Raw genomic sequence first — 24,461 nt, forward strand, 5'->3', positions numbered from 1 at the left:
CATCGTCAGCCGCCGGTCCATCGACGTCTTCTGTATCCAGCGGAACGCCTCGGGCTCGGTCATCCCGAGCTGTACCTGAAGCAGGCCCTTGGCGCGGTCGACCAGCTTGCGGGTCTCGAAGCGGGCGTCGAGACCGTCGTGGTGGAGACGGCGCGGCTTCCGCTGCTTCGGGTGCTCGGCCCGGAGCTGGCCGAACACTTCGCCGCGCTGCATCGCGGCCACGGCGTGCAGTTCCGCTTCGGCGAGGTGGTCGACGAGATCACCACCGAGGGCGGTTACGCGACCGGTGTCCGGCTGGGCGACGGCTCGGTGCTGCCGGCCGACGCCGTGCTCGTCGCGATCGGCGTCGATCCCAACACGCAGCTCGCGCAGGACGCCGACCTGGCCGTCGCGGACGGGGTGCTGGTCGACGCCTCACTGCGCACCGCGGACCCGGACATCTTCGCTCTCGGCGACGTCGCGCGCGCCTTCCATCCGCGGTACGGCAAGCCGATCCGGGTCGAGCACTGGGCCAACGCGCTCAACCAGCCGCAGGTGGCCGCCGCGGCGATGCTCGGCGAAGACGCGCAGTACGACCGGCTGCCGTACTTCTTCACCGACCAGTACGAGCTGGGCATGGAGTATCTCGGCTACGTCGAACCCGGCGGCTACGACCGCGTCGTCGTGCGCGGGGACCAGGCGAGCGGCCAGTTCGTCGCGTTCTGGCTCGACGGCGGGCGCGTGCTGGCCGGGATGAACGTGAACGTGTGGGATGTGGGCGACCAGATCCGTGCCCTGATCGAGTCCGGGCAGGCCGTGGACACCGATCGGCTCGCCGACCCGGGCACGCCGCTCGAATCGCTCGTACCCGGCTCGTAGCGCGAGACCGCTGCGCTCGGTCAGGTGGCCAGGGCCGTGAATCTGCGCCCGGCCGACTCCCAGTTCGTCTCAAGCCGGTATCCGAGCGGCCGGGCCAGCTCCAGCAGCGCGCCGCGCCCGACGGTGGCCCAGGGCACCGGCGCGCCGTGCTCACCGAGCCGCAACTCGTGCCGTTCGTCCTGCTCTCCCGCGGCGGTCTCCACGAGCAGCCGCCCGCCGCGCGGACAAAGCAGGGTCTTGATACGTGCGAGGAGTGCGTCCGGGTCGCCGCCGATCCCGATGTTGCCGTCGATCAGCAGCGCGTACGGCCAGCGGCCCTCCCCGGGCAGCCGGTCGAACACGGAGCGGCGCAGCGCGGTCGCCCCGGCGGCGCGGGCGATCAGCAACGCGACCGGGGTGACGTCCACGCCGAGCGACGGGACGCCGCGCCGGGCCAGTTCCGCGGCCAGCCGGCCGGGTCCGCAGCCGATGTCGAGGGTGGGACCGGTGCAGCGGTCCAGCAGCGAGCTGTCCGTCTCGTCGGGCGCGGCGGCGTACTTGGCCACGTCGAGATGGAATACCGCGCCGCTCTCGCAGCGCAGCATGATCGGCTCGGGGTGGGCCGGCGCGGCGCAGGAGGCGGCCGACGAGCGGCGCGGCGTCTGCGCGATCGTCTGCCACAGAGCGCGTTCGTATCCTGAGGAGACCGGTCCGCTCCAGCTCGTGGCCGCATACTGGTCGCCGAGAGGTGCGGCGGGGCGTGCGGTCGATCCGGCGCGTGGCCCGGTCAGGCCCGGTTCGAGCGGGTCCGGTGCGTTCAGGTCGGGTTGATTGAGGTGCGATTCGATCAGGTCAGGTTCGTGCGGCCCTGATTCGTCCTCGCCCGTGACGATGCGGGCGAGCAAACCGGCGAAACGAGACCCCGGCGCCTCTGCCGCGGCCGCGCGGGCGTCGGGCTCGTAGTCCACGTCGCGCAGCGTCGGCAGGATACTGATGCGCAGTTCGGCCGCGGCCAGCCGGTCGTGCTGGTGCCTACCGGTGTCCTCGCGCGACATCGGCACGCCGATCAGCAGACCGTTCACCCGCGGGTGGCCCGGCTCGCGCAGGCCCAACGCCCAGAATCCGCCGTCCTGCGCCGGGCCGAACACGGCGTCCGCGTCGGCGTAGGAGCCGGCCGTGGCTGCGCCGGCCAGGCCCGCGCCGAGTGCCAGCAGACCCTTGTTCAGCGTCGGCGCCGAAAGCTGCGGGGTGTCCATGCCGACCAGCAGCGCGGGCCCCCGATCCCGCCGCGCCGCCTCGGCGAAGGCCGCCGCCAGCCGAACGTCCAGCGTCCCCGGGACCTGCGGCACGATCGTGAAGCCGTCCCGCAGCGCGCGCGGCAGCCAGTCTCCTGCCACTCCGTCCAGGACCAGCAGGCGGTGGTCGGCCCGGGCGCCGCGGACCGCGTCGAGTGTGTCCAGCAGCGCGGCCCGGGCCAGCGCGGCGGCCTGCGCGGCGGTGAACGGCGGGCACAGCCGGGTCTTGACCCGGCCCGCGACCGGCTCCTTGGCGATGACGATCAGGGTGCTCATCGGCTCGTGGCCTCCCGCCACACCCGGTTCATGTCCCGCACCGCCTGCAGCGTGCCGGTGAGCGTCCCGGTGACCTTCGACTTGCCGGTGCGCGGCGCGTAGTCGACGACTGTCTCGTCGATGCGCCAGCCGGCGCGCGCGGCCGCCAGCACCGTCTCCAGCGGATAGCCGGAGCGGCGATCCGCGACGGCGAGGCCGAGCAGCGCCTCGCGGCGCGCGGCGCGCATCGGGCCGAGGTCCCGCACCTGTACGCCCGCGCGGCGCAGCCGGAAGGCGAGCACCTGATTGGCGAAGCGCGCGTGCGGCGGCCAGGCCCCGGCGCCCACCGGACGGCGCCGACCGAGTACGAGGTCTGACTCACCGGCCAGTACCGGCCCGGCGACCCGGGGCAGTTGGCGCGGATCGAGCGAGCCGTCGCAGTCACAGAAGCAGACCGCCGGCGCGCTCGCCGCACTCAGCCCGGCGTGGCAGGCCGCGCCGAACCCGCGCCGCTGCTCGGTCACCACCAGCGCGCCGAGTTCGGCGGCCAGCCGCGCGGAGCCGTCGGTGGAGCCGTTGTCCACGACGATCGCGCGGTATCCCTCCGGAAGGCGCCCGAGGACGAAAGGCAGCGCTCCTTCTTCATTCAGGCAGGGCAGAACGACATCGACGAGCGGCACGGCAGGCTCCCGGACGGTGGGTGACGGTGTGGGCGACAAGATGGATGAGGATTCTGATATGGCGTGCGCCGCGACACCGGACCCTGAGACACCGGCCCCTGAGACAGCGGACCCTGAGACAGCGGACCCTGAGACAGCGGACCCTGAGACAGCGGACCCGGAGAGGGCGGGCAGTGCGACAGCGGGCGCGGCGGCGAGGGAAGAGGCGATGGCCGCCTCGACGCGCGCACGGCGCCGCCGCCGTGTGCGCGCCGCGGTCGCGCCCAGGACGACGAGCAGCGCGAACCCGTACCCGATGCGCAGGGAATCGACGAGGTCGAGTCCGAGCGGCTGCGCGATCTGCGAGACGAACACCGCCAGCGCGAGGGCGAGCCACTCCAGCCGCCCGTCCAGCACGACGAGGACGACCAGCAGGATCGCGTACCACTGGAAGACCGGGGTGCTGACGAACATGGTCACGCCCGCGATCGCCAGGGTTCCGCGCCACGGCCGGCGCGGATCGCCGCGCAACAGCACCGCCAGCCCGGCCGCCCCGGTGATGAGCGCGGCCACGGCTCCCGACCACGCGTCCGGCAGCACAGTGCTCAGCAGCATGAACCCGCCGCCGCCCGCGTAGCCCTGCTCGTGCAGATAACCGGGGATGAAGCCGATGACCTTGCCGCCGACCGCGATCACGTGCGGCAGGTACACGGCGGCGCAGGTCCCCGCGACCGCCGCCGCGATCAGGACCGGCCTGCGCCGCAACACCGCAGGCAGCGCCATCGCAGGGGTCAGCTTCGCCCCGACGGCCAGGCCGAGCAGCAGCGCGCCGAGCAGATGGCGGCGCGTGGCCGACCTGCCTTCGGGCGCGCCGCGGGCCGCGATCGCCAGCAGCGGCAGCGCGGCCGCGGTCAGGAACGCGGCCAAGACGTCCACATGCGCTCCGTTGCCGGTCTCGAAGGCGACCAGCGGGCACCACGCCCACACGGCGGCCCCCCGCGGATCCCGGCCCAGCGCGCGCAGGCCGAGCAGCAGGGCGATCGTGGTGGCCAGGGCGAGGGCCACGCCGGCGAGCTGAATCGGCTTGTACCGGCTGCCTGGCGGCGAGAGCGCGTGCACGGCCAGGAAGTAGCTCTGCGCGACCGGCGGGTAGATCGTGTGCACGGCAGGCCGGTTGATCAGCGAGCAGCCCGGCACCAGCCGCCCGCCGTCCGGATCGACCGCGCCCGGGCCGACGCACCAGTGGGTCTGCCCGGCCGGCCAGAGCGAGGGATCGCGAAGCGCGGCCAGTTGCGGCGCGGCGGGAACATAGTCGTACGGGTCGATCCCGGCGGCCTGTACCCGGCCGTCCCAGACGTAGCGGTACAGGTCGTCGCTGGTGCGTTCGGGCGCCGAGGCGCAGGCGATCGCCGCCGCGAGGCCGCCGAGCAGGATCAGCGCGACCGCGGCGCGCGGTGGCACCTTGCGCAGCAGGTACACCGCGGCGGCGAAGGCCAGCCACGCGGCGCCGAACAGCAGATTCGTCGGCCAGACCGAGCCGCGTGCCGGAGGCAGGTGCACGCGCTCGGCGAGGCAGACCACGAGCGCGGCGACCGCTACGGCGACCGCGGCGGTATGCAGGAGCGCGGTGCGGTCCAGGACCGGGCGGGTACCGGGCGGTGCGGGCTGCGGGAGCGGTGCGGTCTGCGCGGTCGGGACCGACTGGGCGCCGGATTCCGCCGCTCTTGCGGGTGTCCGCGCGCGCTCGGGTGTGCCCGAAGGCGCGCCGATCGCCTGGCCCTGGTCCGATTTGCGCCCGGCGCGCGGCGCCGGAATGCCGGTGTGGGCGCCGGTGCGCTGCGGCCCGGCCGGGCCCGGCGCAGTAGATCTTGCGGAGCTCATAGCGATCCACCGTGGCAGCCCGCAAGCCCTTCGGCGCGCCCGCGGCCGTGACCGTAAGAGCTCCGTAATCGGGCCGGCGCCGGTGCCTGCGGCAGTTCTTACGGACTGGAGAACCGCACGCCGCCGACCGGTACCGGCCGCGTGCGGGCGGCCTAGAGTGGCGGGATGGAAGCAAGCGCTGACGTGCTCGTCGTCGACGACGACCCCACGGTGTCCGAGGTCGTCGCCGCCTACCTGCGGCGGTGCGGCCACCGGGTGCGCCTGGCCGCCGACGGGCCCAGCGCGGTCGCCTCCGCGCACCTCAAGCGGCCGGATCTGATCGTGTTGGACCTGATGCTGCCCGGCTTCGACGGCTTCGAGGTCTACCGGCGCATCCGCAGGCTGGGCCCGGTACCGGTGATCATGCTGACCGCCCGCGGCGAGGAACACGACCGTATCCTCGGCCTGGAACTGGGCGCCGACGACTACGTCACCAAGCCGTTCAGCCCCCGCGAGCTGTCCCTGCGCGCGAACTCGGTGCTGCGCCGCGCCCGGCACACCGCGAACACCCAGAACCAGGCTTCTGACATACGCCGCGTCGGCGAGCTCGAAGTCGACGTCACCGGTCACCAGGCCAGCCGAGGCGGCGTCCCGCTCTCGCTCACCGGCCGCGAGTTCGACCTGCTCGCGTTCCTGCTCGCGCACCCCGGCCAGGCGTTCACCCGGGCCGAGCTGATGCAGCTGGTGTGGGGCTGGGACTACGGCGACCAGTCCACGGTCACCGTCCACGTGCGCCGGCTGCGCGAGAAGATCGAGCAGGACCCCGCCGAGCCGCGGCTGCTGGTCACGGTCTGGGGCGTCGGCTATCGGCTCGATCCTCCCGAGGCGCAGCAGGCGGCGGCGCCCGACGGTGAACCGCCGCGGGACGCCCGACGTGGTCAGGCCGACACGACCGGCACCGCCGGCGTACCCGACCAGACATTCCCGTCCTCGCCCCCCGGAGCGCACCAGTGAGCGATCTCGTCCTGATCATCCTGATCGGTGGCGGCAGCGCGATCGGCGTAGGCGTGCTCGGGCTGCTCGCGCTGCGGCTGCTGCGCGGGCGCTCGATGCGCCTGAAACTGTTCGCGGTCGCGATGTTCACCGTGCTGGCGATGGTCGCCGGGGTGCTCGCCGCCGCGCAGGCGATGTTCCTGTCCCAGCACGACTTCGGCGTGGCGCTCGTGGTCTGCATCGCCGCCGGCCTGGTGGCCCTCGCCATGGCGATACCGCTGGCCCGCAGCGTCACCGCGGACAGCCGCGCGCTGCGCAACGCGATGCGCGCACTGGGTGACGAAGAGCACGAATTCGAGTACTCGGTCCGGGCCGGCGGCCGTCACGCCGCGCCCGGCCCGGCGCTCGCCGACCGTCCGGCGCCCGTGGCCCTCGCCACCGCGGAACTCGACGACCTGCGCCGCGAGCTGACCACCACCGGCGCCCGGCTGGCCGAGTCCCGCGAGCGCGAGCGCGCACTGGAGCGCTCCCGGCGGGAACTGGTCGCATGGGTGTCGCACGACCTGCGCACCCCGCTGGCCGGTCTGCGCGCGATGGCCGAAGCGCTCGAGGACGGCGTTGCCACGGACCCGCTGCGGTACCACACCCAGATCCGCATGTCGGTGGACCGGCTGGCCGGCATGGTGGACGACCTGTTCGAGATGTCCCGGATCCACGCCGGCGCGCTGAGGCTCACGCTGGAGCGGGTGCCGCTGACCGATCTGGTCGACGAGGCGGTGGTCGGCGCCGATCCGCTGGCCAGGGCCTGCGGCGTGGCCCTTGAGGCGGACGTGCGCACCCCGCTGGCCGTGCGGGTCGACCCGCGCGAACTCTCCCGCGCCCTGACCAACCTGGTGGCCAACGCCATCCGGCACACGCCGAGCGACGGCGCGGTCCGGGTCGAGGCGATCGAGCGGGACGGTCACGCGGTGCTCGCCGTGGTCGACGCGTGCGGCGGCATCCCCGACGAGGACCTGGACCGCGTCTTCGAGGTCGCATGGCGAGGCACCGCGGCCCGCACCCCGGAACCGCTCGCCGGTGCGGGACTCGGCCTGGCGATCGTGCGGGGCATCGTCGAGGCGCACGCCGGCGAGGTGGACGTGCGCAACGTGGCGGGCGGTTGCCGCTTCGAGGTGCGGCTGCCGGTGCCGGTCGGGTAGGGGCCGCGAAGCCCACAGCCGGTGGGCGGGCTGTCGCCCCGGCTTGTCAGTGCCGCTTTATACACTTGAGCCATGGTCAACACGTACGCGGCGCTGCTCGCAGCGGTCAACGTCGGAAAACGCAAGGTCCCGATGGCGGACCTGCGCGACCTGCTCACCGGCCTCGGATACGGCGACGTGCGCACGTACCTGGCGAGCGGGAACGCCGTGTTCACCGCGCACGATTCCGGTGGCGGCGCGGCCCAGGACGCGATCGCCGCGAAGATCTCGACGTCCCTCGCGCAGCGGTTCGGTTTCGAGGTTCCCTGCATCGTGCGCACGGGGTCGTATCTGCGTGCTGTGATCGAGGCGTGCCCGTTCCCCGCGGACGAGGTCGCCGGCAAGCACCTGCACGCCGTGTTCTACTCGGCGCCCGTCACGGCCGAGCGTTATGCGGACATCGACCAGGCGGCCTTCCTCCCGGAGGAGTTCCGCCTGGGTGATCAGGTCATGTACCTGTACCTGCCCGACGGCATGGGGCGTTCACAGTTGGCGGCCGCGCTGTCCAAGCCGGCCGGCCGCCTTCGGGGGGTGCAGGCTACCGGCCGCAACTGGAACACCGTCAAGGCGCTGGCGCAGTTGACCGGCGCCGACGACTGATCGGCACCGATCAGCACCAAAAGCACCGATCAGCACCAAAAGCACGGATCAGCACCGATCAGCTCGGCGGCTGAATGCGGGGGACCGGGTCAGCCCAGGCGCCCCAGGCCGGTGCGCAGGTCATCGGCGTTCATGCAGGGAAACGCCTCGACGCTGGCGTTCATCTGGAGCCAGAACGGCTCGGCCATGGTCGCCAGCGAGGCTTCGTCGGGCGCGTCGACGACCAGGGTCATTGCGCGGTGGCCGTGCAGCGCGTGGAAGTAGGCCGCCTCCGGCTTGAGCGTACCGAGCACCTCCTCCATCGTCTTGGCCATGGAGTGATCGGCGATCTGCTTGTTTCCCGCTTCGGTGTCGAGTTCCACCACGAGCATCGTGCGCATGGGAAGCGCTCCCTCCTGGGCATCGCCCTGCCGGACCGCGCCGAAGGCGCCGAATGCGACAACGATGGCGATGATGATGACGACGAGTCGGCGGCATCGCGCGAGCCCGTATTCGGCGCGGGCTCTCGCCCCGAAAGCTGTCGGCAAGTCCTTGAGACGGACACTGCTCTCGATGTCCAGCGCGCGCAAGGGCTCGGCGCGGCCGCTCGGCCGCGCTCACCCGGATGGGCCCACGAGTGGCCCGGGCCCATCCGGGTGAGTGGCCTCGGGAGGTTACCCGGCCCGGTACTCGTACACCGTCGTGACCACCGCGCACACGCCCGGCTGGACGACCTCGACCCGCAGGATGCCGGCGGCCGGATCGTAATCCAGGCCCTCGGCCTCGAAGCCGCCGGAGCAGATGCTGTTCGGCTGCGGGATCGGCCCGAGGTCGGTGACGTGGCCGGTGCTGCCGACGCCGGTCAGCGCCTGCGGCAGGTCCACCTCAAGCAGCGGCTTGGCGTCGGGGAACAGCGAGCGGCTGGTGTCGTCCGAGGAGCAGATCAGCTTCGTCGCGGTGACGAAGTCGCAGCCCTGAACGTCGGCGACCTGATGGTCGAGCTGGATGTACCCGGACAGTGCGAGGCTGCCGCCGGTCGCCGAGGTCTGCGGGTTGAGGATCGGCGTCGGGTAGACCTGCAGGTGCGACATGGTGTCCCACTCGCCTGCGACCATCCACCGGGTGTCCGGGGAGACGGTGACGAAGGAGTTGTTGTACTCCTCGCCCGGCAGCAGGTCGTGCGTGTATTCGTAGGTTGATCCGGAGGGCGTCGTCACCCGGAACATCTTCGAGGTCGGGGACGACGCACCGCTCTGGTAGGCGTCGAAGACGTAGCCGTTCGCCGAATCCGGGTCGCCGACGTGGCTCCACCCCTCGATCAGCACACTGAGAGGGATCGACGCGTCGCCGCGGTAGAGCTGGTAGGGCGAGCCTGCGCGCGGATCGACGGTGGCCGGCCCTTGGGCCGCGGTCAGGCTGCTCTCCAGGTAATGGCCGGTCTGGGTCCAGCCGGATATCCCCGTAGCGGCCCGGGCCGGGGCGGCGGTCGCGGCCAGGCTCACGACCGCCGCACCGGTCGCGATCAGGCAGGCGGTGGCGCGCAGCGACCCGCGCGGGCGGCGAGGCTGAATACGTGTACGCATGTCCTCAGCATCGTGCGCGCCTCACGCCGGGACAACGAACTGAGCGAGACCATCGGCGAAACTCACCGCGGGCTGCCAGCCCAGTTCCTCGCGCAGCCGCCGGTTGGAGGCGGTCACGTGCCGCACGTCGCCGAGCCGGTACTGCCCGGTGACCACCGGTTCCGGTCCGCCCAGCGCGGACGCCAGGGCGGCCGCCAGTTCACCGACGGTGCGCGGCGTGCCGCTGCCGACGTTGAACGCCCGGCCCGCGCCGGGATCCGCCTTCCCGGTCCATTCGAGCGCTGCGACGTTCGCCGCGGCGATGTCGCGTACGTGCACGAAGTCGCGGCGCTGCCCTCCGTCCTCGAAGACGCGCGGCGGGCGTCCGGCCCGCAGCTCGGACCGGAAGATCGCCGCGACGCCGGCGTACGGCGTGTCGCGCGGCATCCGCGGGCCGTACACGTTGTGGTAGCGCAGCATCGCGACCGCGCCCTCGGTGGCGCGCGCCCACGAGGTGGCCAGGTACTCCTGTGCCGCCTTGGTCGCGGCGTAGACGTTGCGCGGATCGACTCGCGCGTCCTCGTCGACCATGCCCGGTGTCAGGGGCCTGCCGCAATGCGGGCAGGGCGGCTCGAATCTCCCGGCCGCGAGGTCCGCCACGACGCGCGGTCCCGGCTCCACGCGGCCGTGCTCGGCGCAGTCGTAGCGGCCCTCGCCGTAAACGACCATCGAGGATGCCAACGCGAGCCGCGGCACGTCGGCGCGCGCCATCGCCGCCAGCAAGACGGCCGTGCCCAGGTCGTTGCAGCCCGCGTAGTGCGGCGCGTCGTCGAGGTCGAGCCCGAGACCTACCATCGCGGCCTGGTGGCACACCGCGTCGACGCCGCGTAGCGCCCGGCCGAGCGCGTCGGGGTCGCGCACGTCGGCCTGGACGAACTCCACGTCGGCCGGGATCCGGTCGCGCGAACGCTCCGGCTCCGGATGCACGGCCGGCAGCAGCGCGTCATAAGCCAACGCGTCGTGCCCGGCGTCCAACAGCGATTCGACCACGTGCGATCCGATGAACCCGGCAGCGCCGGTGACCAGTACCCTCATGCCGCCACGCTAGGCGCAGGCCGACCGCCCGGGCAGCCTGCGCGCCCGGGCGTCACGGCTTCGTAAGGAACACGACACGCCGTCGGCTCGGCGTGTCGAAGGGTGTGTGCGGGAGTTTCTGCCGGTAACAGCGATAGAGGTGCGTCAACCGGGTTAAGCTCTCAGCATTCGTACTGCTGGGAAGCCAGTCCGTAAGCGCGGTCGACAAGGGGGCGAACAGTTGGTGAAGCGCACGTCGCGGGACATTCGCAGGGGCAACCGCAACGAGCTGCTGCGCTACGTGATCGCGCGCTCCCCCGTGTCCAGACAGGAGTTGGCCGCGGCCACCGGCCTGAGCCTGGCCACGGTCGCGAACCTGGTCGGCGAACTGCTGGAGCGCGGCGTGCTGGTCGAGGTCGGTTTCGAGGACTCGGACGGCGGGCGGCCGCGCGGCCTGGTGGCGATGCGGGCCGACGGCGGGGCGCTGATCGGGGTGGATGTGGCCGAGACGTACATTCACGTGGAACTGTTCGACCTTGCGCTGCGCCTGCTGGCCCGCGCCGAGGAGCCGCTCTCCGAGAGCGAGAACCGGCCCGAGCAGGTGGTGGGGCACATCACCTCCGGGGTGCGCGCGGTGCTGGACCAGGCCGGAGTGGACATCCGGCTGGTGCTCGGCGCCGGGGTCAGCATGCCGGGGCAGGTCGAGCGGGAAGGCGGGCTTTCCGTCTTCGCGCCCAACTGGAACTGGCGCGACGTGCCGCTGCGCGACCTGCTGGCCGGCGCGCTGGACTTCCCGGTGTACCTGGACAACCCGCTGATGGCCTGCACGGTCGCGGAGTTGTGGTTCGGCGCGGCGCGCGGCTGCGACGACGTGATCGTGGTGAACCTCGGCACCGGGGTCGGCGCGGGTATCGCGGTGGGCGGTTCGCTCTACCGGGGCTTCTCGAACACGGCGGGGGAGTGGGGGCACACCACGCTGGTCCTCGACGGACGGGTGTGCCACTGCGGCGCGATGGGCTGCGTCGAGGCGTACGTCGGAGCGCCCGGCATTCTCAACACCCTGCGTGAGGTCGACCCGGACAGCGCGATCCTGCAGCTGGATCAGGCCACTGCGATCGGCGCGCTGGCCGACGCGCTGGCGAAGGAGGACGCGGCCGCGCTCGAGACGGTCAAGCGCACCGCGCGCTACCTTGGTGTGGCCGTCGGCAACCTGGTGAACCTGCTCAACCCGCAGGTGATCGTGCTCAGCAGCTGGGTGGCCGCCCGGCTCGGCACCGCGCTGCTGTCGGGTATGCGCGAAGCAGTGGCCGAGCATGCGCTGCCGCGGCCGCTGGAGCACACCCGCATAATGCTGTGCCCGATCGCGACCAACGCGGTGAGTCTGGGTGCTGCGACGTTCGCGCTGGAAGGGGCGCTGGCCCCGGGCAAGGCGTAGGCCGCGGCCGGCGCTGACGGCGGCGGTGCTGCTCCCGGCCCAGGCACGGAGCTCGGCTCCGAGTGCCTCGACGCCTACCAGCAGGGCAGGACCGCAGGTACGATCGTGGACATATACACGTGCAACGGCGGCGGCGACCAGCGCTGGGAGCTGCATCCGGACGGTTCGATGACGAACAGCGAATCCGGGCTCTGCCTTGACGTCGTCGGTCAGAAGACGGCGTCCGGATCCCCGGTGGACCTGTGGACACTGTGGACCCGCAACGGAGGGGGCAACCAGCTGTGGTCGCGAGGATGAGCGCCTAGTGGCGCGGTCCGGGGAGGCGCGCGGCGCCGCTGCCGCGGGCTCGGCGGGTACTGCGGGCACGGCAGGCACGGCAGGCACTGCGGCGAACGACGCGCGCCGCGCGGCCACGCCCCCGGACCGCACCTGCCCGCCCGCGATCGGCTGGACCCGCGCCGACTGGGAGAGGCTGGCCGACCGCGCCCTGGCCGCCGTTCGCCCCTACGCCACCCCGGACCACGCGCTGATCCACCTGCCCGGACCGGAGAGCCGGGCCGGGCGTCGCGGCGACGGGCTGCAAGCCTTCGCCCGCACCTTCCTGCTGGCCGGTTTCCGCCTCGCCCGAGGGGGCGAGCGGGATCCGGACGGCCTCGCCGAGTGGTACGCGGCCGGGCTCGCGTCGGGCACGGACCCCGACTCGGCGCAGCGCTGGCCCGAACTCGAGCGCTGCGCGCGAGCGAGGGTCGAATGCGCCCTGATGGCGATCGCCCTGCACGAGTGCCGGCCGTGGATCTGGGACCGGCTCGGCGAGCGCGCCCGCGGCAACCTGGTGCGCTGGATGAGCGGGGCGCTGGGAACCGAGTCCCCGGAAGACAACAGGACCTGGTCGCGCGCCGTGACGCAGGCGTTCCTGCGCTCGGTCGGCGGCCCTTGGCGGCGGGAGGACATCGAGCACGCTCTCGCGCGGACCGAGGAGTGGTACGTCGGCGACGGCTGGTACTCGGACGGCGAGAGCGCGCCCGGGGAACCGCGGTGCGTCGACTACTACACCGGCTGGGCCATGCACTTCTATCCGCTGTGGTACTGCCGCATCTCGGGCGATGCGGCCGAGCCCGGCCTGCTGGAGCGCTACCGGGAGCGCCTGCGCCGCTACCTGCTCGACGCCCAGCACCTGATCGGCGCCGGCGCCGGCCCGGGCGGTCGCGGCCCGGTCGGCGGCGTCGGCAGACCCCTGATCCACGGCCGGTCGCTGAGCTACCGTTTCGCGATGCTCGCGCCGTTCTGGGCGGGAGTGCTTTTCGACGCGACCCCGCTGACCCCCGGCCGTACCCGCCGGCTGACCAGTTCGGTGGCGAACCACTTCGCCGCGTCGGGCTGCTTCGACGAGTCCGGACTGCTGCCGGTCGGCTGGCACCGCGCCTTCGAGCCGCTGCGCGAGCAGGACTCGGGCGGCGGTGCGCCGTACTGGGCGGGCAAGGGCTTCGCAGGTCTCGTACTCCCTGCCGAGCATCCGGTGTGGACGGCGGCGGAGGAGGCGCTGCCGATCGAGAGGCACGACATCTCCTTCGCGCTGCCCAAGCTCGGCTGGACCGTGTCGGGGACGAAGCAAGACGGGATCGTGCGCGTTGCCCAGCACGGCGCCGACCACGCGGCCGGCGGCCGGTTCGGTGTCGACGTGCCCGGATGCGGCCGACACGCCTACGCCACCCATGTCGCGCCGGAGTACGGCAGCCTCGAACCGGTGGACTCACACATCGGCCTGGTCACCGCGGACGGCCGGATCTCGCACCGCTCCCCGGCGCTGACCGTGGCCGTCGGCGTCGGCCGGGCGCTTTCGCGGCACCGTGCGCACTGGTGGCGCGACCGGCGGCCGATCCCGAACGACCCGCGCCAGCAGCACGCCGACCACCTTTTCGAGGCCGGTCCGTGGCTGACCACCGCCTCGCTGCTGCACGGCCCGTGGGAGGTGCGCCTGGCCCGGGCCGAACCGGCAACCGCGTCGCGTGCCGATCCGGGCTCTGCCGGTCTCGGCGACCAGTGGCCGACCGCGGACGGGCCGTTCAAGCTGCGGTTCGGCGGCTGGGCGCTGGGCTTGGACGCGATCGCGCGGCCGCATGTCGCCGGCCCGGTCGCGTGGGCGGTGCGCCCGGACGGCCTGGGCACCACGGTCGCCGGGCTGCGCGGCGACCTGTTCAGCGGCTGCCTGATATCTCAGGGCACGAATCCGCTTGGCAGGTACAGTGCGATTCCGCAGGCGGAGACGGTGCGGCCGATCGAGTACGGACGCATCTATGCGGTGCTGGTCGTGCTTTCCGGGACGCTCGCCGGGCCGCGGGCGGCCCACGGTTTCTCGCTTGAGGTGCACGGGGAGGACCGCGCCGTGGCACACGGGCCCGACGCGGCACACGGGCCCGAAGCGGACGAAGTATCAGATGGCGTGCGTGTCATTGTGCAATGGCCTGACGGCCATAGGGACGAACTGCCGTTCCCCACCTGAGCGCATCGTTGCCGCACCTGACCACGGCGCGCACCAGGTGCGCGGGCGATGCCGCTTACCGCACGCGTGTGATCCGGATGCGCATCGCGACCGGATACTTTGACGCGAAGTCGTCCGCTTGGCCGAATGCCCGCGCTGCGTGCTCGGCGTACTTCTGCATGTAAGGCTCGTGCTCGCTCGCGAGCGGGAAGCCGTCCAGCAGTTCCGCGGTACCGGTAAGCACCACGATGTCCCCGCCGCTGCCGTTCCCGTCGAAGTTCAGCGACACCCGCGGGCGCTCCTTGACGTGCGCGATCCGGTTCGCGCCGGTCCGGTTGTAGACGAGGATCGTGTCCTCGCCCTCCCACAGGAACCAGACCGGGTTGGGCTGCGGTGTACCGTCCGCGCCGACCGTGGTGAGCCAGAGCACGACCTCCTCGGCAAGCCGTTCGCGCACGCGCCTGCCGAATGTCGTCGAGGAGTCGGGGAGCACGTCGTTCGTCATGGACGGCAGCCTATGACGCCGGCCGCGGGACGGCCCGGCGACTGGCTGGAACGCGCTTGTCGGTGAGGTGCCGTAGCTTGTCTTCACCACACCCGATCCAGGAGGCTTCCGATGGCGGACTCGCCAAACGCCGCCGCGCCCGCGCTCGACGCGCCCGGCCGTCCGGCCGAGCCGTCGCACGCCGAAGACGCGATGATCGAGGCGCGCGGGCTGGCGAAGACGTTCAAGAACAAGCGGGGAAGCGTGGAGGCGGTGCGCGGCCTCGACGTGACCGTGCGGCGCGGGGAGATCGTCGGCTTCCTCGGACCCAACGGCGCGGGCAAGACCACCTCGCTGCGGATGCTGACCACCCTGCTCGACCCCACCGGCGGTACCGCGGTGGTGGCCGGGGCGGACCTGCGGCGCGAACCCGCCGAGGTACGCAGGCGGATCGGTTACGTGGCGCAGGCCGGCGGCACCGACGGGGCGTGCACGGTCGCCGAGGAACTGATCACCCAGGCGCAGCTCTACCGGCTCGGCGCGGCCGAGGCGCGCACGCGCTGCGCGACGCTGCTGGCACAGCTGGACCTGGACGGCTTGGAGCAGCGGCTGGTCAAAACCCTGTCCGGGGGTCAGAAGCGGCGGCTGGACATCGCGCTGGGTCTCGTGCACGCGCCGCGGCTGGTGTTCCTCGACGAGCCGACCACCGGCCTGGACCCGCAGAGCCGGGCGAACCTGTGGACGCACGTGCGCAAGCTGCGCGACGAACTGGGCACCACGGTGTTCCTGACGACGCACTATCTGGACGAGGCCGACGCGCTGTGCGACCGGATCCTGATCATCGACTCGGGGCGCATCGTCGCGGAGGGCACCCCCGAGGAGCTCAAGCACCGCATCTCCGGCGACTTGGTCACGGTCGAGTTGCAGGCGGAACGTGACACCCGATCCGCTCTGGACGCACTGCGCGAGCTCGACGGCGTGCGCGACGCGGCGCTGCACGCCAAGGCGCTGCGTCTGACCGTCGACTCCGGCGCGCAGCGGCTGATGGGCATCATGCGCGCCCTCGACGCGGCGAACGTGCCGATCGCCTCGATCCAGTTGGCGCACCCGACCCTGGACGACGTGTTCCTCACCCTCACCGGACGCTCGCTGCGCGACGACAGCTCCGGAACCGCCGCGCCGCCGGATCCGACCCTGCAGGCCGGCTCCGACCAGCGCCGAGCCGAGACCGACACGACCGGGAGCGCCCGATGAACGCCGTCAGTGTCCTGCGCGACACGGAGCTGATCTTCCGCCGGCAGCTGCGCCTTGCCCTGCGCAACCCGGCGTGGCTGATCATCGGCATCACCCAGCCGATCCTGTACCTGGCCCTGTTCGGCCCGCTGGTCAAGCACTTCGTCAGTGCCCCCGGCGCGCCCGCGGACGTGGCCTGGCGCATCTTCGTGCCCGGATTGCTGGTTCAACTCGGCCTGTTCGGCTCGCTGTTCGTGGGCTTCGCCATCATCGCGGAGTGGCGCGCGGGGGTGATCGAGCGGATGCGGGTCACCCCGGTCAGCCGGTTCGCGCTGCTGTTCGGGCGGGTGCTGCGCGACGTGATCGCGCTGCTGGTGCAGTCCACCGTGCTGATTCTCACCGGCCTGGTCATGGGCCTGCGCGCCCCGCTCGGCGGCGTCCTGTTCGCGCTCGCGTTCATCGCGGTGCTGGCGATCAGCATGTCCTCGCTGTCATACGCGGTCGGCCTCGCGCTCAAGAGCGAGGACGCACTGGCGCCGCTGCTCAACTCGGTCGCCGTCCCGGTGCTGCTGCTCTCGGGCATCCTGCTGCCGATCAGCCGCCAGTCCGCGCCGACCTGGCTTTACGACCTCTCGCGCATCAACCCGTTCCGCTACATCGTCGACGCCATGCGCGAGGTGTTCCTCGGCGTCTACGCGAACTCGACGGTGCTGTGGGGCGTCCTGGTCAGCCTCGGGCTCGCGTTCGTGTGCGTCATGGTGGGCGTGCGCCGGTTCCAGATCGAAAGCGGCTGAGCCGCGCGATCGCCGCCCGCCGGGCCCGCGCGATCGGCGCCGGTTGTCCGCGCTCGGACGTGGCCCGATCGGCGCCGGTTCACAGCTCACGGCGCCGGTTCACGGCAGCGGCACGGCGAGCCAGAGGGAGCAGCCGGCGTCCCAGCGCAGCAGCGCGCCGTCGAACTCGGGGGCCTGCAGGTCCAGCGCCGACAGGCCCGCCCACGAGAGGGCCGGCCAACGGCTCTCGTCGCGGGGCAGCAACAGCACCACCCGCGGGCTGCGCGCCGGGACGGCGCGGCCGCCGGCCAGGTAGGAGTTGCGCCGTTGCTCGGCCCAGCGGTCCAGCAGCGCGGCCAGCGCGGCCGGGGCCTCGCCCGCCAGCTCCAGCAGCAGGGCCTTGACGAACACGGCGCTCACCGCGACCAGGCCGGGCTCACCGCCGTTGTGCCGGTCGGTCCCGTCCGCCGCCCGGTCGGCGGGCGCCGCCGTGAACGCGAAGTAAGGTCCTGAGACGGAGTCCGGCCGCCACGACACGGCGAGCGCGGCCAGGTCCTCCTCGGGCAGATCGGGGTAGCGCCGCCGCAGCGCGACAAGTTGCTCGGCCGCCGCGGCCCGCGCCGCGGCCTGGTGCGCGCCGAAAGTCCAGTCCGGCCACTCGGCGCGGATGCGGGCCTCGTAGAACTCGCTCACCAGGCTCAGGCTACGCGCTCGCCCGCCGTGCAGACCGAGGTTCGTCCACAAGCCTGTGGAAAGCGCTTTCCCATGCGGTAGAGTAACCGGCATGGTCAAGGCGCGGTCCAGGCCCGGCGCGGCGGCGACGACCGGCGCGGTGACGCTCAGCAGCGTCGCCGAGCGCGCCGGGGTGTCGCTGGCCACGGCCTCGCGGGTGCTGCACGGTTCCGGCGGCCGGGCGGTGGGCGACGCGCTGCGCGCCCGGGTGTTCGCCGCCGCGCAGCAACTCGGGTACGTCTCCAACGGCCCGGCCCAGGCGCTGGCCCGGGCGTCCAGCTCGGTGGTCGGGCTCGTGGTGCACGACGTGGCAGACCCCTACTTCTCAGCGATCGCCGCCGGGGCCATGCGCGTGGCCCGGGCGCACGACCTGATGGTGATGGTCGCCGCCACGTTCCGCGACCCCGAGCTCGAACTCGAATACCTGGCCCGGCTGCGCGCCCAGCGTGCCCGCGCGGTGCTGCTGGCCGGCAGCGGCTTCACCGACCCGGGTTACACCTCCCGGCTCGCCGCGCAGATCGAGGGTTTCGAGCGCCAGGGCGGTCGGGTCGCGCTCGTCGGCCAGCACGGTGTGCCCGCGGACGCGGTACTCCCCGGTCATCGCGAGGGCGCTGCCGAGGCGGCGCGCTACCTGTGGGAGCTGGGCCATCGGCGCATCGCCGTGGTCTGCGGGCCGCGTGCGCTGGAGACCGTCGCGCACCGGCTGGACGGGATCCGTGAGGCGCTGCGCGGGCTCGGCGCCGACCTGGCCGAGCGCGACGTCGTCGAGGCCGACTTCACCCGGTCCGGCGGCCGCACCGCGACGCTGGAACTGCTGCGCCGCAACCCCGGGGTGACCGCGATCCTCGCTCTCAATGACCTGATGGCGGCGGGCGCGCTGGCGGCGCTGCGCGAAGAGCGACGGGCCGTGCCCGCCGAGGTCTCCGTGATCGGGTTCGACGATCTGCCTCAGGCCGCTGATCTGCACCCGGCGCTGACCACCGTGCGCCTGCCGCTGGAGGAGATCGGCGAACGCGCGCTGCGCCTGATCCTGGAGGAGGAGCCCGGGTACGCCCCGCGCGCGGTACCCGTGCCGGCGACGCTCGTGATGCGGGCGAGCACCGGGCCCGCGCCGCGCTGAGCCGGCCCGAACGGGCCGAAAGCGGTCAGAACCGCTCGGACTTGCCGTACCACGAGCGGCCCGCCCGCCGCCGCACGATCGCCCGCACCACGACCGCCACCACCGCCAGGACCACGATCCACACCACCACCGAGCCCAGGCTGAAGCGCCACAGGGCGTGCCAGGCCAGATGGTGGAAGATGCGGTGCCCGAAACCGGACCCGGTGGAATGGCGGCCCAGCCTGCGCAGCGGAAAACGCGATAAGCCCTCGCTCGTGAGCACGGCGTGCACCGCGCCACCCCCTCGCAGAGACCTCGTGGAGACCCCGGTCCGGCGCCGCGCCGACCGCGCACCGGACGCACCACCTCATGGGGAGGCTAGCAGACCGGGCAATCCAGTTCGCGGCGCGGTGCGCTGCGCTGCGGTGCGGTGCGGTGCGGTGCGGTGCGCTGCGCGTGGTCCGGCGCCGCCTGGGCCGGCTGCCGAGCGAATGAGGCTACTTCCATCAAGGCTGGAAGACCACATGGCGGTCCTGACTTGACGCGGCCGGCGCCCCGGTGTGGGTTTGATGGCGAAGGGTACGCGTGGAAGCACTGGCGGGGTTCTCGCTCGCGGAGGAAAACTGGGAGGCAGAGCATGACGGTGGAGACCGGCCACACGTCGGAGAGGGGTGCCCGGGACGGCGGCGGCGGTAAGCACCGCGTCGTGATCGTCGGATCCGGTTTCGGCGCGTTGTTCGCGACCCGCGCGCTGAGCCACGCGAACGTACAGGTCACGATGGTGGCCGCGACCCCGCACCATCTCTTCCAGCCGCTGCTGTACCAGGTCGCCACCGGCATCCTGTCGCAGGGCGAGATCGCTCCGGCGACCCGGGAGATCCTGGCCCGGCAGCGCAACGCCGACGTGCTGCTCGGCGAGGTCTTCGACGTCGATCTGAACGCGCGCAGGCTCGCCGCCCGGGCGCCGGGCACCGGCGAGTTGTTCCACGTCGAATACGACAGCCTGATCGTCGCCACCGGCGCGACGCAGTCCTACTTCGGCAACGACGCCTTCGCGCAGTTCGCTCCCGGCCTCAAGAGCATCGACGACGCCCTGGAACTGCGCGGACGCATCTTCGGTGCGTTCGAGCTCGCGGAACTTGAGCCCGACCCCGAGGTGCAGCGCAGCCGACTGACCTTCGTGGTGGTGGGAGCCGGCGCTACCGGTGTCGAGATGGCCGGGCAGATCGCCGAGCTGGCGCACCGGGCGCTGGTGGGGGAGTACCGCCGGATCGACACGCGCGAGGCCCGCATCATCCTGCTCGACGCCGCGCCGATGGTGCTGCCCACCTTCGGCGATCCGCTCTCCGCCAAGGCCGCCGAGCGGCTGCGCCGGCTCGGCGTGGAGGTCCGCCTCGGCGCGATGGTGGTCGGCCTGGACGCCGGAGGCATCGAGATCAAGACCGAGGACGGCGGCCGCGAGCGGATCGATGCGCTGACCAAGATCTGGGCCGCCGGCGTGGCCGCCTCGCCGCTGGGCCGGTTGCTCGCCGAGCGCGCCGGAGCCGAGGTGGACCGGGCCGGGCGGGTGAAGGTCAACCCGGACTGTTCGCTGCCCGGCCATCCGAACGTGTTCGTGGTCGGCGACCTGATGGCGCTGAACCTGCCGGGCGTGGCCCAGGTCGCGATCCAGAGCGGCCGGCACGCCGCGCGGCAGATCATGCTGCGCTTGGACGGCGAACCGGCCGGGGAGAGGTTCCACTACCACGACAAGGGCAGCATGGCGACGGTGTCCAGGTTCGACGCCGTGGCCAGCATCGGCAGGCTCAGGCTCAGCGGCTTCACGGCGTGGCTGCTGTGGCTGGTGGTGCACCTCATGTACCTGGTGGGTTTCAAGAACCGGGTGACCACGGTGTTGCACTGGGCGGTCAGCTTCGTCGGCCGCGGCCGCGCGGAGCGCGCGGTCACGGCGCAGCAGGTATTCGCGCGCACCGTGATGGAGAAGAGTGCCGCGCAGGAGCTGATCGAGCCGGAGAGCCGCGCGGGCGTCGAGTGACGCCGGCGCGGCGCTCCCGGTGGTCCGCCGGGACGGGCGGCGGCGCGGGGCGGCCATACGGGGTTGACCTGGGCAGAGCGCGCGTGACGCCGATTAATATCTGCGCAAAGCCCTTGCCACTGTGACAGAGCTCACTTACCGTCCAGTAACACTACCGGCCGGTAGCTATGACGGTCGCAATGCCGCGACCGGCTCCGTGCACTACCCGTCCTGTCACGGAGGACACCCATGGCTCCGGCCCACCCACGCCCATCGCAGACCCCTGGCAGCCAGACCCCTGACCGCCCAGTCGCTCACCGCCGGCTCGCCGACCAGTCGGCGCACAGGCCCGGCAGCTTCGCCGGCCGCCGCAACGCCGCCCGGCGCCGCACCCAGCGCACCTTCCTCAGTGTCCTGACGGCGGTGCTGCTCGCGGCAGCCGCCGGCGTCACCTCCGCCGCGTCGCCGGCCGCGGCTTCCGCCACCTACCCCGTGCCGTACAGCTTCGCCGCCGGCATCGGCGCCGAACTGCTCTCGCCCGGGTCCGCCCCGCCCGGCTCCAACGACTTCTCGTGTAAGCCCTCTGCGGCGCATCCGTACCCTGTCGTCCTGGTGCACGGCACCTTCGCCGACATGACGGACTCCTGGCAGGCGCTCTCCCCGCTGCTGGCGGACCACGGCTACTGCGTGTTCGCCCTCAACTACGGCGGCTCGCCGGGCAACCTGTTCCAGGGCTACCAGGAGATCTCCGCGGGCGCCGGGGAACTGGCCGCCTTCGTCGACCAGGTTCTGGCCGCGACCGGCGCCGCGAAGGTCGACATCGTCGGCCACTCGCAGGGCGGCATGATGCCGCGCTACTACCTGGACTTCCTCGGCGGCGCGGCGAAGGTGGACGCGCTGGTCGGCCTCTCGCCGTCGAATCACGGTACGAACCTCGACGGCCTGTTCGGCCTGCTCGCCGCCTTCCCCGGCGGCTCGTCCTTCCTCGGTTCGCTGTGCGCGGCGTGCACGGAGCAAGCCGTCGGTTCGTCGTTCCTGACGCACCTGAACGCCGGCGGCGACACCGTGCCGGGCGTGCGTTACACCGTGATCGCGACCAAGTACGACGAGGTCGTCACGCCTTACTCCACTCAGTTCCTGGCCGGATCGCAGGTCACGAACATCACGCTGCAGAACCAGTGCGGGATCGACTTCGCCGACCACCTGGCCGTGATCTACGACCCGGTCGCGCTCAACGACGTGCTCAACGCCCTGGATCCGGCGCATCAGATCCCGGTCGGCTGCACTTTCGTGTTGCCCGTACTCGGCGGCTGAGCCCGGCCCGGCCGCGAACCGAGCGGACACACTCAGCACGCAAGGCGTCCCCGCGGCCTGGGCCGAGACCCAAGCCGCGGGGACGATGCGGTCTCCTCGCGGCACGAAAGCGGCCGCCCGCCCCGAACCCGGTTCAGGGCATATCAGGAGGTGTATGTGGTGGCGCAGACGGTTCCGTTGAGGGTGAACGACGCGGGCGAGGGGTCGGGCCCGTTCTGGTTTCCCACGAACCCGAAGCTGATCGTGTTGCCGCCGTTCGCGGCGAGGTAGCCGTTGTACGTGCCCGGCGTCACGATCACGTTCTGCCCGTTCTCGGCGAAGTTCGCGTTCCAGGTGCTGCTGGAGACCGACTGCGTGGTGGTGGGGAAGCTGAAGGCGAGGGTCCAGCCGGTGATCGGGGTGGGCCCGTTGTTGGTCACCGAGATGTTCGCCACGTAGCCGCTGCCCCAGCCGGTGGCGTGGTTGAAGCTCACCGCGCACGTGCTGTCGTGAGGTGTGCCCGTGATGAAGGTGACCGGCAGCGAGGGGCGCGAGAGGAAGCCCCTCTGGTCGGTGGCCAGCACGTTGAGTGTGTAAGTCGTGCCGGGCAGCAGGTTCTGCGCGGTGAAGGAGGTCGAGGTGGACTCGCCGAGCAGCACGCTGTTGGTGCCCTGCTGCTGGTAGATCTCGTAGCGGGTGACGTCCGCTCCGGTGGAGGGCTGCCAGGAGATCGTCGCGGTGCTCGCGCCGACCTGGCCCGCCGCCGGGCCGCCGGGAGCGGTGAGCGTGGTGTCGATCGGGTTGTCGGGCGACGGGTCGAGCTTGAGCGTCACGATCGAGTACGGCGGGACGACCTGGGTGCCGGCCGTGCCCACCTGCGCGGTGGTGATCGAGGTGGCCTCGTCGCCGTAGGTGTACACGGTCGGGGTGGCGCTGCTGGGCGTCCAGCCGGTGTAGTCGAGGTTCACCGTGTAGGACGTGTTCGGGTCCTTGTTGACCAGCTCGACGCTGAGCCGGCCGTCGGCGTTGCGCGCGGCGTGCGCGGAAACCAGGGGGTTGTCCGTGCCGGCCTTGATCAGCGTGTCCCCGGGTCGTGCGACCTTGCTGAGCATCTGCAGGCCGTAGTACGAGGGGAACGGGGTGTTCAGCGGCGGCTCGCAGACGTTGCTGCTGTTGCAGTTGCCGCTGGAGAGCAGGCCGCCGTCGCCGTAGTCGGTGGCTCCGTCGGGAGCGGTGGTGACCGAGCCCATGCCGTTGCGGGTGTCCCAGTAGTCCACGGTGAAGGCGCCGTTCTCCAGCGCGGTGAAGTAGACGTCCGCGTTGTACAGCGCGCCGGGCTGGGTGTCCGCCTGGTAGGTGTTCTCGGTCTCGGTGACCGCGATGCCGATGTTCGGCGCGTTGCTCCCGGCGTACTGGTTGATCTCCTGGCGCACCTGCGCCAGCTCGGCGGGCAGCTGCCGGGTCTGCTGTAGGGAGTCGGCGGCGGAGGTCGGGCCGTTCGGGTAGTAGTGCAGGATCGCGAAGTCGACGTACGGCCCCACGATCGGCAGGACCACCTGGTTCCAGTCCCCGCTGTCGCCGGAGGCGACGACGCCGTCGGGCCAGCCGTCCGGCAGGGTGAGCACCACCCCGATCTTGACGCTCGGATCGACCGCCTTCATCGCCTGCGCGTACTGCACCACGTTGTTCGCGTAGGCCGCCGGGCTCTTACTGGCGTGGTCGTCCAGTTCCCAGTCGGCGCCGTAGTAGCCGTTGCCGTAGACCTCGTTGCCGATCTCCCAGTACTTCACCCCGTAGCCCTTGGTCACGTTCGCGTACCGCACCCAGTCGGCGGCCTCCTGCGGCGTGCCGGTGCCGTAGTTCGCGATGAGGATCGCCTGCGCGCCCATGGTCTTGACGGTGCCCATGAAGGCGTCGAAGCCGGTGCCGGGAGCGACGTATCCGCCCCCGGACACGGTGCCGGTCTGCCAGTGGAATCCGTCCCCGTATGAACCGCCGGGATAGCGCATCATGCCGACGCCGGCCTGGCCCAGCAGGTTCGCGGTCGCCGGGGTGTTCATGTTCGCGTCCCAAACCGCCTGGTTGGCGCCGTAAGCCGTGCCGCCGACGGTGCCGAGACCTTCGTCGGCGTTCACCGTCACGGTCACGCTCGCCGTCGCCGCGTGGGCCGCGGTACCGCCCGTCCCGGCCGGCGCGCCGACCAGCGCGGCCGCCAGGGCCGCGACGGACCACAGCGGTCGCCTATGGCCGCGCGAAACCGAAAACTGCATGTATCTCTCGCTTTCTGCGCCGCTGATACGCGGGAAACCTGGTGGTAGCGGAAGGTGAGCCGAGCGCTGTCATGGTGCGAAGGGTGCGTCGGCGCAGTCAAGCAAACCCGAGCCCTGATGCATCAGGGCACTGCCACGCGGTGGCGCGCCGCGCAGGTGGGGAGCGCGCGGCGGTCGCAGGCTGTCGCGGTTGCTGTAGCCGCGCGACGCGAAAGTTTCGCGCGATGATGAACTTCCCGCGAACCGCCGCTCCGGGCCGTCGAGGCCTTCGCGACCGCGTGTCAGCCCACGTGGGAT

The 24,461-nt window shown here is 72.1% G+C and carries 20 protein-coding genes and 2 pseudogenes; 12 read left to right on the plus strand and 10 right to left on the minus strand.

The features are described from left to right. A pseudogene (locus KGA66_RS32110) lies at positions 1 to 132 on the minus strand (ANTAR domain-containing response regulator); the annotation flags it as partial. Here KGA66_RS32110 and KGA66_RS16880 point away from each other — a divergent pair. Continuing rightward, a pseudogene (locus KGA66_RS16880) lies at positions 88 to 858 on the plus strand (NAD(P)/FAD-dependent oxidoreductase); the annotation flags it as partial. The pseudogenes KGA66_RS32110 and KGA66_RS16880 sit on opposite strands and share 45 nt — an antisense overlap. 20 nt (positions 859 to 878) lie before the next feature. Here the strand turns inward: KGA66_RS16880 and KGA66_RS16885 are convergent. Together KGA66_RS16885 and KGA66_RS32115 are read right to left on the minus strand one after the other, a co-directional pair. Then, the gene (locus tag KGA66_RS16885) at positions 879 to 2,408 is read right to left on the minus strand and encodes a DUF2064 domain-containing protein (RefSeq protein ID WP_211469097.1); all 1,530 of its coding nucleotides are present in this window, start codon (positions 2,406 to 2,408) and stop codon (positions 879 to 881) included. Further along, positions 2,405 to 3,109, minus strand: a complete 705-nt coding sequence (locus KGA66_RS32115; RefSeq protein ID WP_438822050.1) for a glycosyltransferase family 2 protein — start codon at positions 3,107 to 3,109, stop codon at positions 2,405 to 2,407. Before KGA66_RS32115 ends, KGA66_RS16885 begins: the two co-directional genes overlap by 4 nt. Positions 3,110 to 5,092: 1,983 nt before the next feature. On the opposite strand from KGA66_RS32115, the gene KGA66_RS16895 reads away from it, so the two are divergent. From KGA66_RS16895 to KGA66_RS16905, 3 genes are all read left to right on the plus strand, one after another. Continuing rightward, positions 5,093 to 5,920, plus strand: a complete 828-nt coding sequence (locus KGA66_RS16895) for a response regulator (RefSeq protein WP_211469099.1) — start codon at positions 5,093 to 5,095, stop codon at positions 5,918 to 5,920. Continuing rightward, positions 5,917 to 7,098: a sensor histidine kinase gene (locus KGA66_RS16900; RefSeq protein ID WP_211469100.1), complete on the plus strand. Its 1,182-nt coding sequence runs from the start codon at positions 5,917 to 5,919 to the stop codon at positions 7,096 to 7,098. Before KGA66_RS16895 ends, KGA66_RS16900 begins: the two co-directional genes overlap by 4 nt. Positions 7,099 to 7,170: 72 nt before the next feature. Next, positions 7,171 to 7,737 carry a DUF1697 domain-containing protein gene (locus tag KGA66_RS16905; RefSeq protein ID WP_211469101.1) on the plus strand — a complete coding sequence of 189 codons (567 nt, stop codon included), beginning with the start codon at positions 7,171 to 7,173 and terminating at the stop codon, positions 7,735 to 7,737. Positions 7,738 to 7,826: 89 nt separating this feature from the next. On the opposite strand, the gene KGA66_RS16910 is transcribed toward KGA66_RS16905, so the two are convergent. The 3 genes from KGA66_RS16910 to KGA66_RS16920 all read right to left on the minus strand — a co-directional run bounded on the left by KGA66_RS16910 (position 7,827) and on the right by KGA66_RS16920 (position 10,373). Then, the gene (locus tag KGA66_RS16910; RefSeq protein ID WP_211469102.1) at positions 7,827 to 8,306 is read right to left on the minus strand and encodes a hypothetical protein; all 480 of its coding nucleotides are present in this window, start codon (positions 8,304 to 8,306) and stop codon (positions 7,827 to 7,829) included. An 84-nt stretch (positions 8,307 to 8,390) separates the two neighbouring features. Beyond that, positions 8,391 to 9,299 carry a hypothetical protein gene (locus KGA66_RS16915; protein WP_211469103.1) on the minus strand — a complete coding sequence of 303 codons (909 nt, stop codon included), beginning with the start codon at positions 9,297 to 9,299 and terminating at the stop codon, positions 8,391 to 8,393. A 21-nt stretch (positions 9,300 to 9,320) separates the two neighbouring features. Next, positions 9,321 to 10,373: an NAD-dependent epimerase/dehydratase family protein gene (locus KGA66_RS16920; protein ID WP_211469104.1), complete on the minus strand. Its 1,053-nt coding sequence runs from the start codon at positions 10,371 to 10,373 to the stop codon at positions 9,321 to 9,323. 223 nt (positions 10,374 to 10,596) lie between these two features. On the opposite strand from KGA66_RS16920, the gene KGA66_RS16925 reads away from it, so the two are divergent. The 3 genes from KGA66_RS16925 (at position 10,597) to KGA66_RS16935 (ending at position 14,287) form a co-directional block, all read left to right on the plus strand. Beyond that, positions 10,597 to 11,787 carry an ROK family transcriptional regulator gene (locus tag KGA66_RS16925; RefSeq protein WP_211469105.1) on the plus strand — a complete coding sequence of 397 codons (1,191 nt, stop codon included), beginning with the start codon at positions 10,597 to 10,599 and terminating at the stop codon, positions 11,785 to 11,787. A gap of 105 nt (positions 11,788 to 11,892) precedes the next feature. Further along, positions 11,893 to 12,084 (plus strand): ricin-type beta-trefoil lectin domain protein, encoded by a 192-nt coding sequence (locus tag KGA66_RS16930; protein ID WP_438822049.1) that lies wholly within the window; start codon positions 11,893 to 11,895, stop codon positions 12,082 to 12,084. A 7-nt stretch (positions 12,085 to 12,091) separates the two neighbouring features. Continuing rightward, entirely contained in the window at positions 12,092 to 14,287 is a 2,196-nt protein-coding gene (locus KGA66_RS16935) for a DUF2264 domain-containing protein (protein WP_211469106.1), read from the plus strand. Between the two features lie 55 nt (positions 14,288 to 14,342). On the opposite strand, the gene KGA66_RS16940 is transcribed toward KGA66_RS16935, so the two are convergent. Beyond that, a complete protein-coding gene (locus KGA66_RS16940; RefSeq protein WP_211469107.1) occupies positions 14,343 to 14,771 on the minus strand; it encodes a TIGR03667 family PPOX class F420-dependent oxidoreductase in 429 nt (142 codons plus the stop codon). A 192-nt stretch (positions 14,772 to 14,963) separates the two neighbouring features. Here KGA66_RS16940 and KGA66_RS16945 point away from each other — a divergent pair, with 192 nt between their 5' ends. Continuing rightward, positions 14,964 to 16,004: an ATP-binding cassette domain-containing protein gene (locus KGA66_RS16945; RefSeq protein ID WP_211469125.1), complete on the plus strand. Its 1,041-nt coding sequence runs from the start codon at positions 14,964 to 14,966 to the stop codon at positions 16,002 to 16,004. Next, positions 16,001 to 16,777 carry an ABC transporter permease gene (locus KGA66_RS16950; RefSeq protein WP_211469108.1) on the plus strand — a complete coding sequence of 259 codons (777 nt, stop codon included), beginning with the start codon at positions 16,001 to 16,003 and terminating at the stop codon, positions 16,775 to 16,777. The genes KGA66_RS16945 and KGA66_RS16950 overlap by 4 nt, the downstream gene beginning before the upstream one ends. Before the next feature lie 99 nt (positions 16,778 to 16,876). On the opposite strand, the gene KGA66_RS16955 is transcribed toward KGA66_RS16950, so the two are convergent. Further along, positions 16,877 to 17,449: a hypothetical protein gene (locus KGA66_RS16955; RefSeq protein WP_211469109.1), complete on the minus strand. Its 573-nt coding sequence runs from the start codon at positions 17,447 to 17,449 to the stop codon at positions 16,877 to 16,879. A gap of 91 nt (positions 17,450 to 17,540) precedes the next feature. On the opposite strand from KGA66_RS16955, the gene KGA66_RS16960 reads away from it, so the two are divergent. Next, positions 17,541 to 18,608 carry a LacI family DNA-binding transcriptional regulator gene (locus KGA66_RS16960; RefSeq protein ID WP_211469110.1) on the plus strand — a complete coding sequence of 356 codons (1,068 nt, stop codon included), beginning with the start codon at positions 17,541 to 17,543 and terminating at the stop codon, positions 18,606 to 18,608. Between the two features lie 25 nt (positions 18,609 to 18,633). Here the strand turns inward: KGA66_RS16960 and KGA66_RS16965 are convergent, their stop codons facing one another. Further along, positions 18,634 to 18,870, minus strand: a complete 237-nt coding sequence (locus KGA66_RS16965) for a hypothetical protein (protein ID WP_211469111.1) — start codon at positions 18,868 to 18,870, stop codon at positions 18,634 to 18,636. A gap of 354 nt (positions 18,871 to 19,224) precedes the next feature. On the opposite strand from KGA66_RS16965, the gene KGA66_RS16970 reads away from it, so the two are divergent. Then, entirely contained in the window at positions 19,225 to 20,622 is a 1,398-nt protein-coding gene (locus KGA66_RS16970) for an NAD(P)/FAD-dependent oxidoreductase (protein ID WP_211469112.1), read from the plus strand. A 228-nt stretch (positions 20,623 to 20,850) separates the two neighbouring features. Next, on the plus strand, positions 20,851 to 21,915 hold the full coding sequence (locus KGA66_RS16975; protein WP_211469113.1) for an alpha/beta fold hydrolase: 1,065 nt from the start codon (positions 20,851 to 20,853) through the stop codon (positions 21,913 to 21,915). A gap of 143 nt (positions 21,916 to 22,058) precedes the next feature. Here KGA66_RS16975 and KGA66_RS16980 read toward each other — a convergent pair whose 3' ends face one another. Then, a complete protein-coding gene (locus tag KGA66_RS16980; RefSeq protein WP_211469114.1) occupies positions 22,059 to 24,164 on the minus strand; it encodes a cellulose binding domain-containing protein in 2,106 nt (701 codons plus the stop codon). Positions 24,165 to 24,461: the final 297 nt, after the last annotated feature.

It is taken from the genome of Actinocrinis puniceicyclus (assembly GCF_018283645.1).
Lineage (GTDB): Bacteria > Actinomycetota > Actinomycetes > Streptomycetales > Catenulisporaceae > Actinocrinis > Actinocrinis puniceicyclus.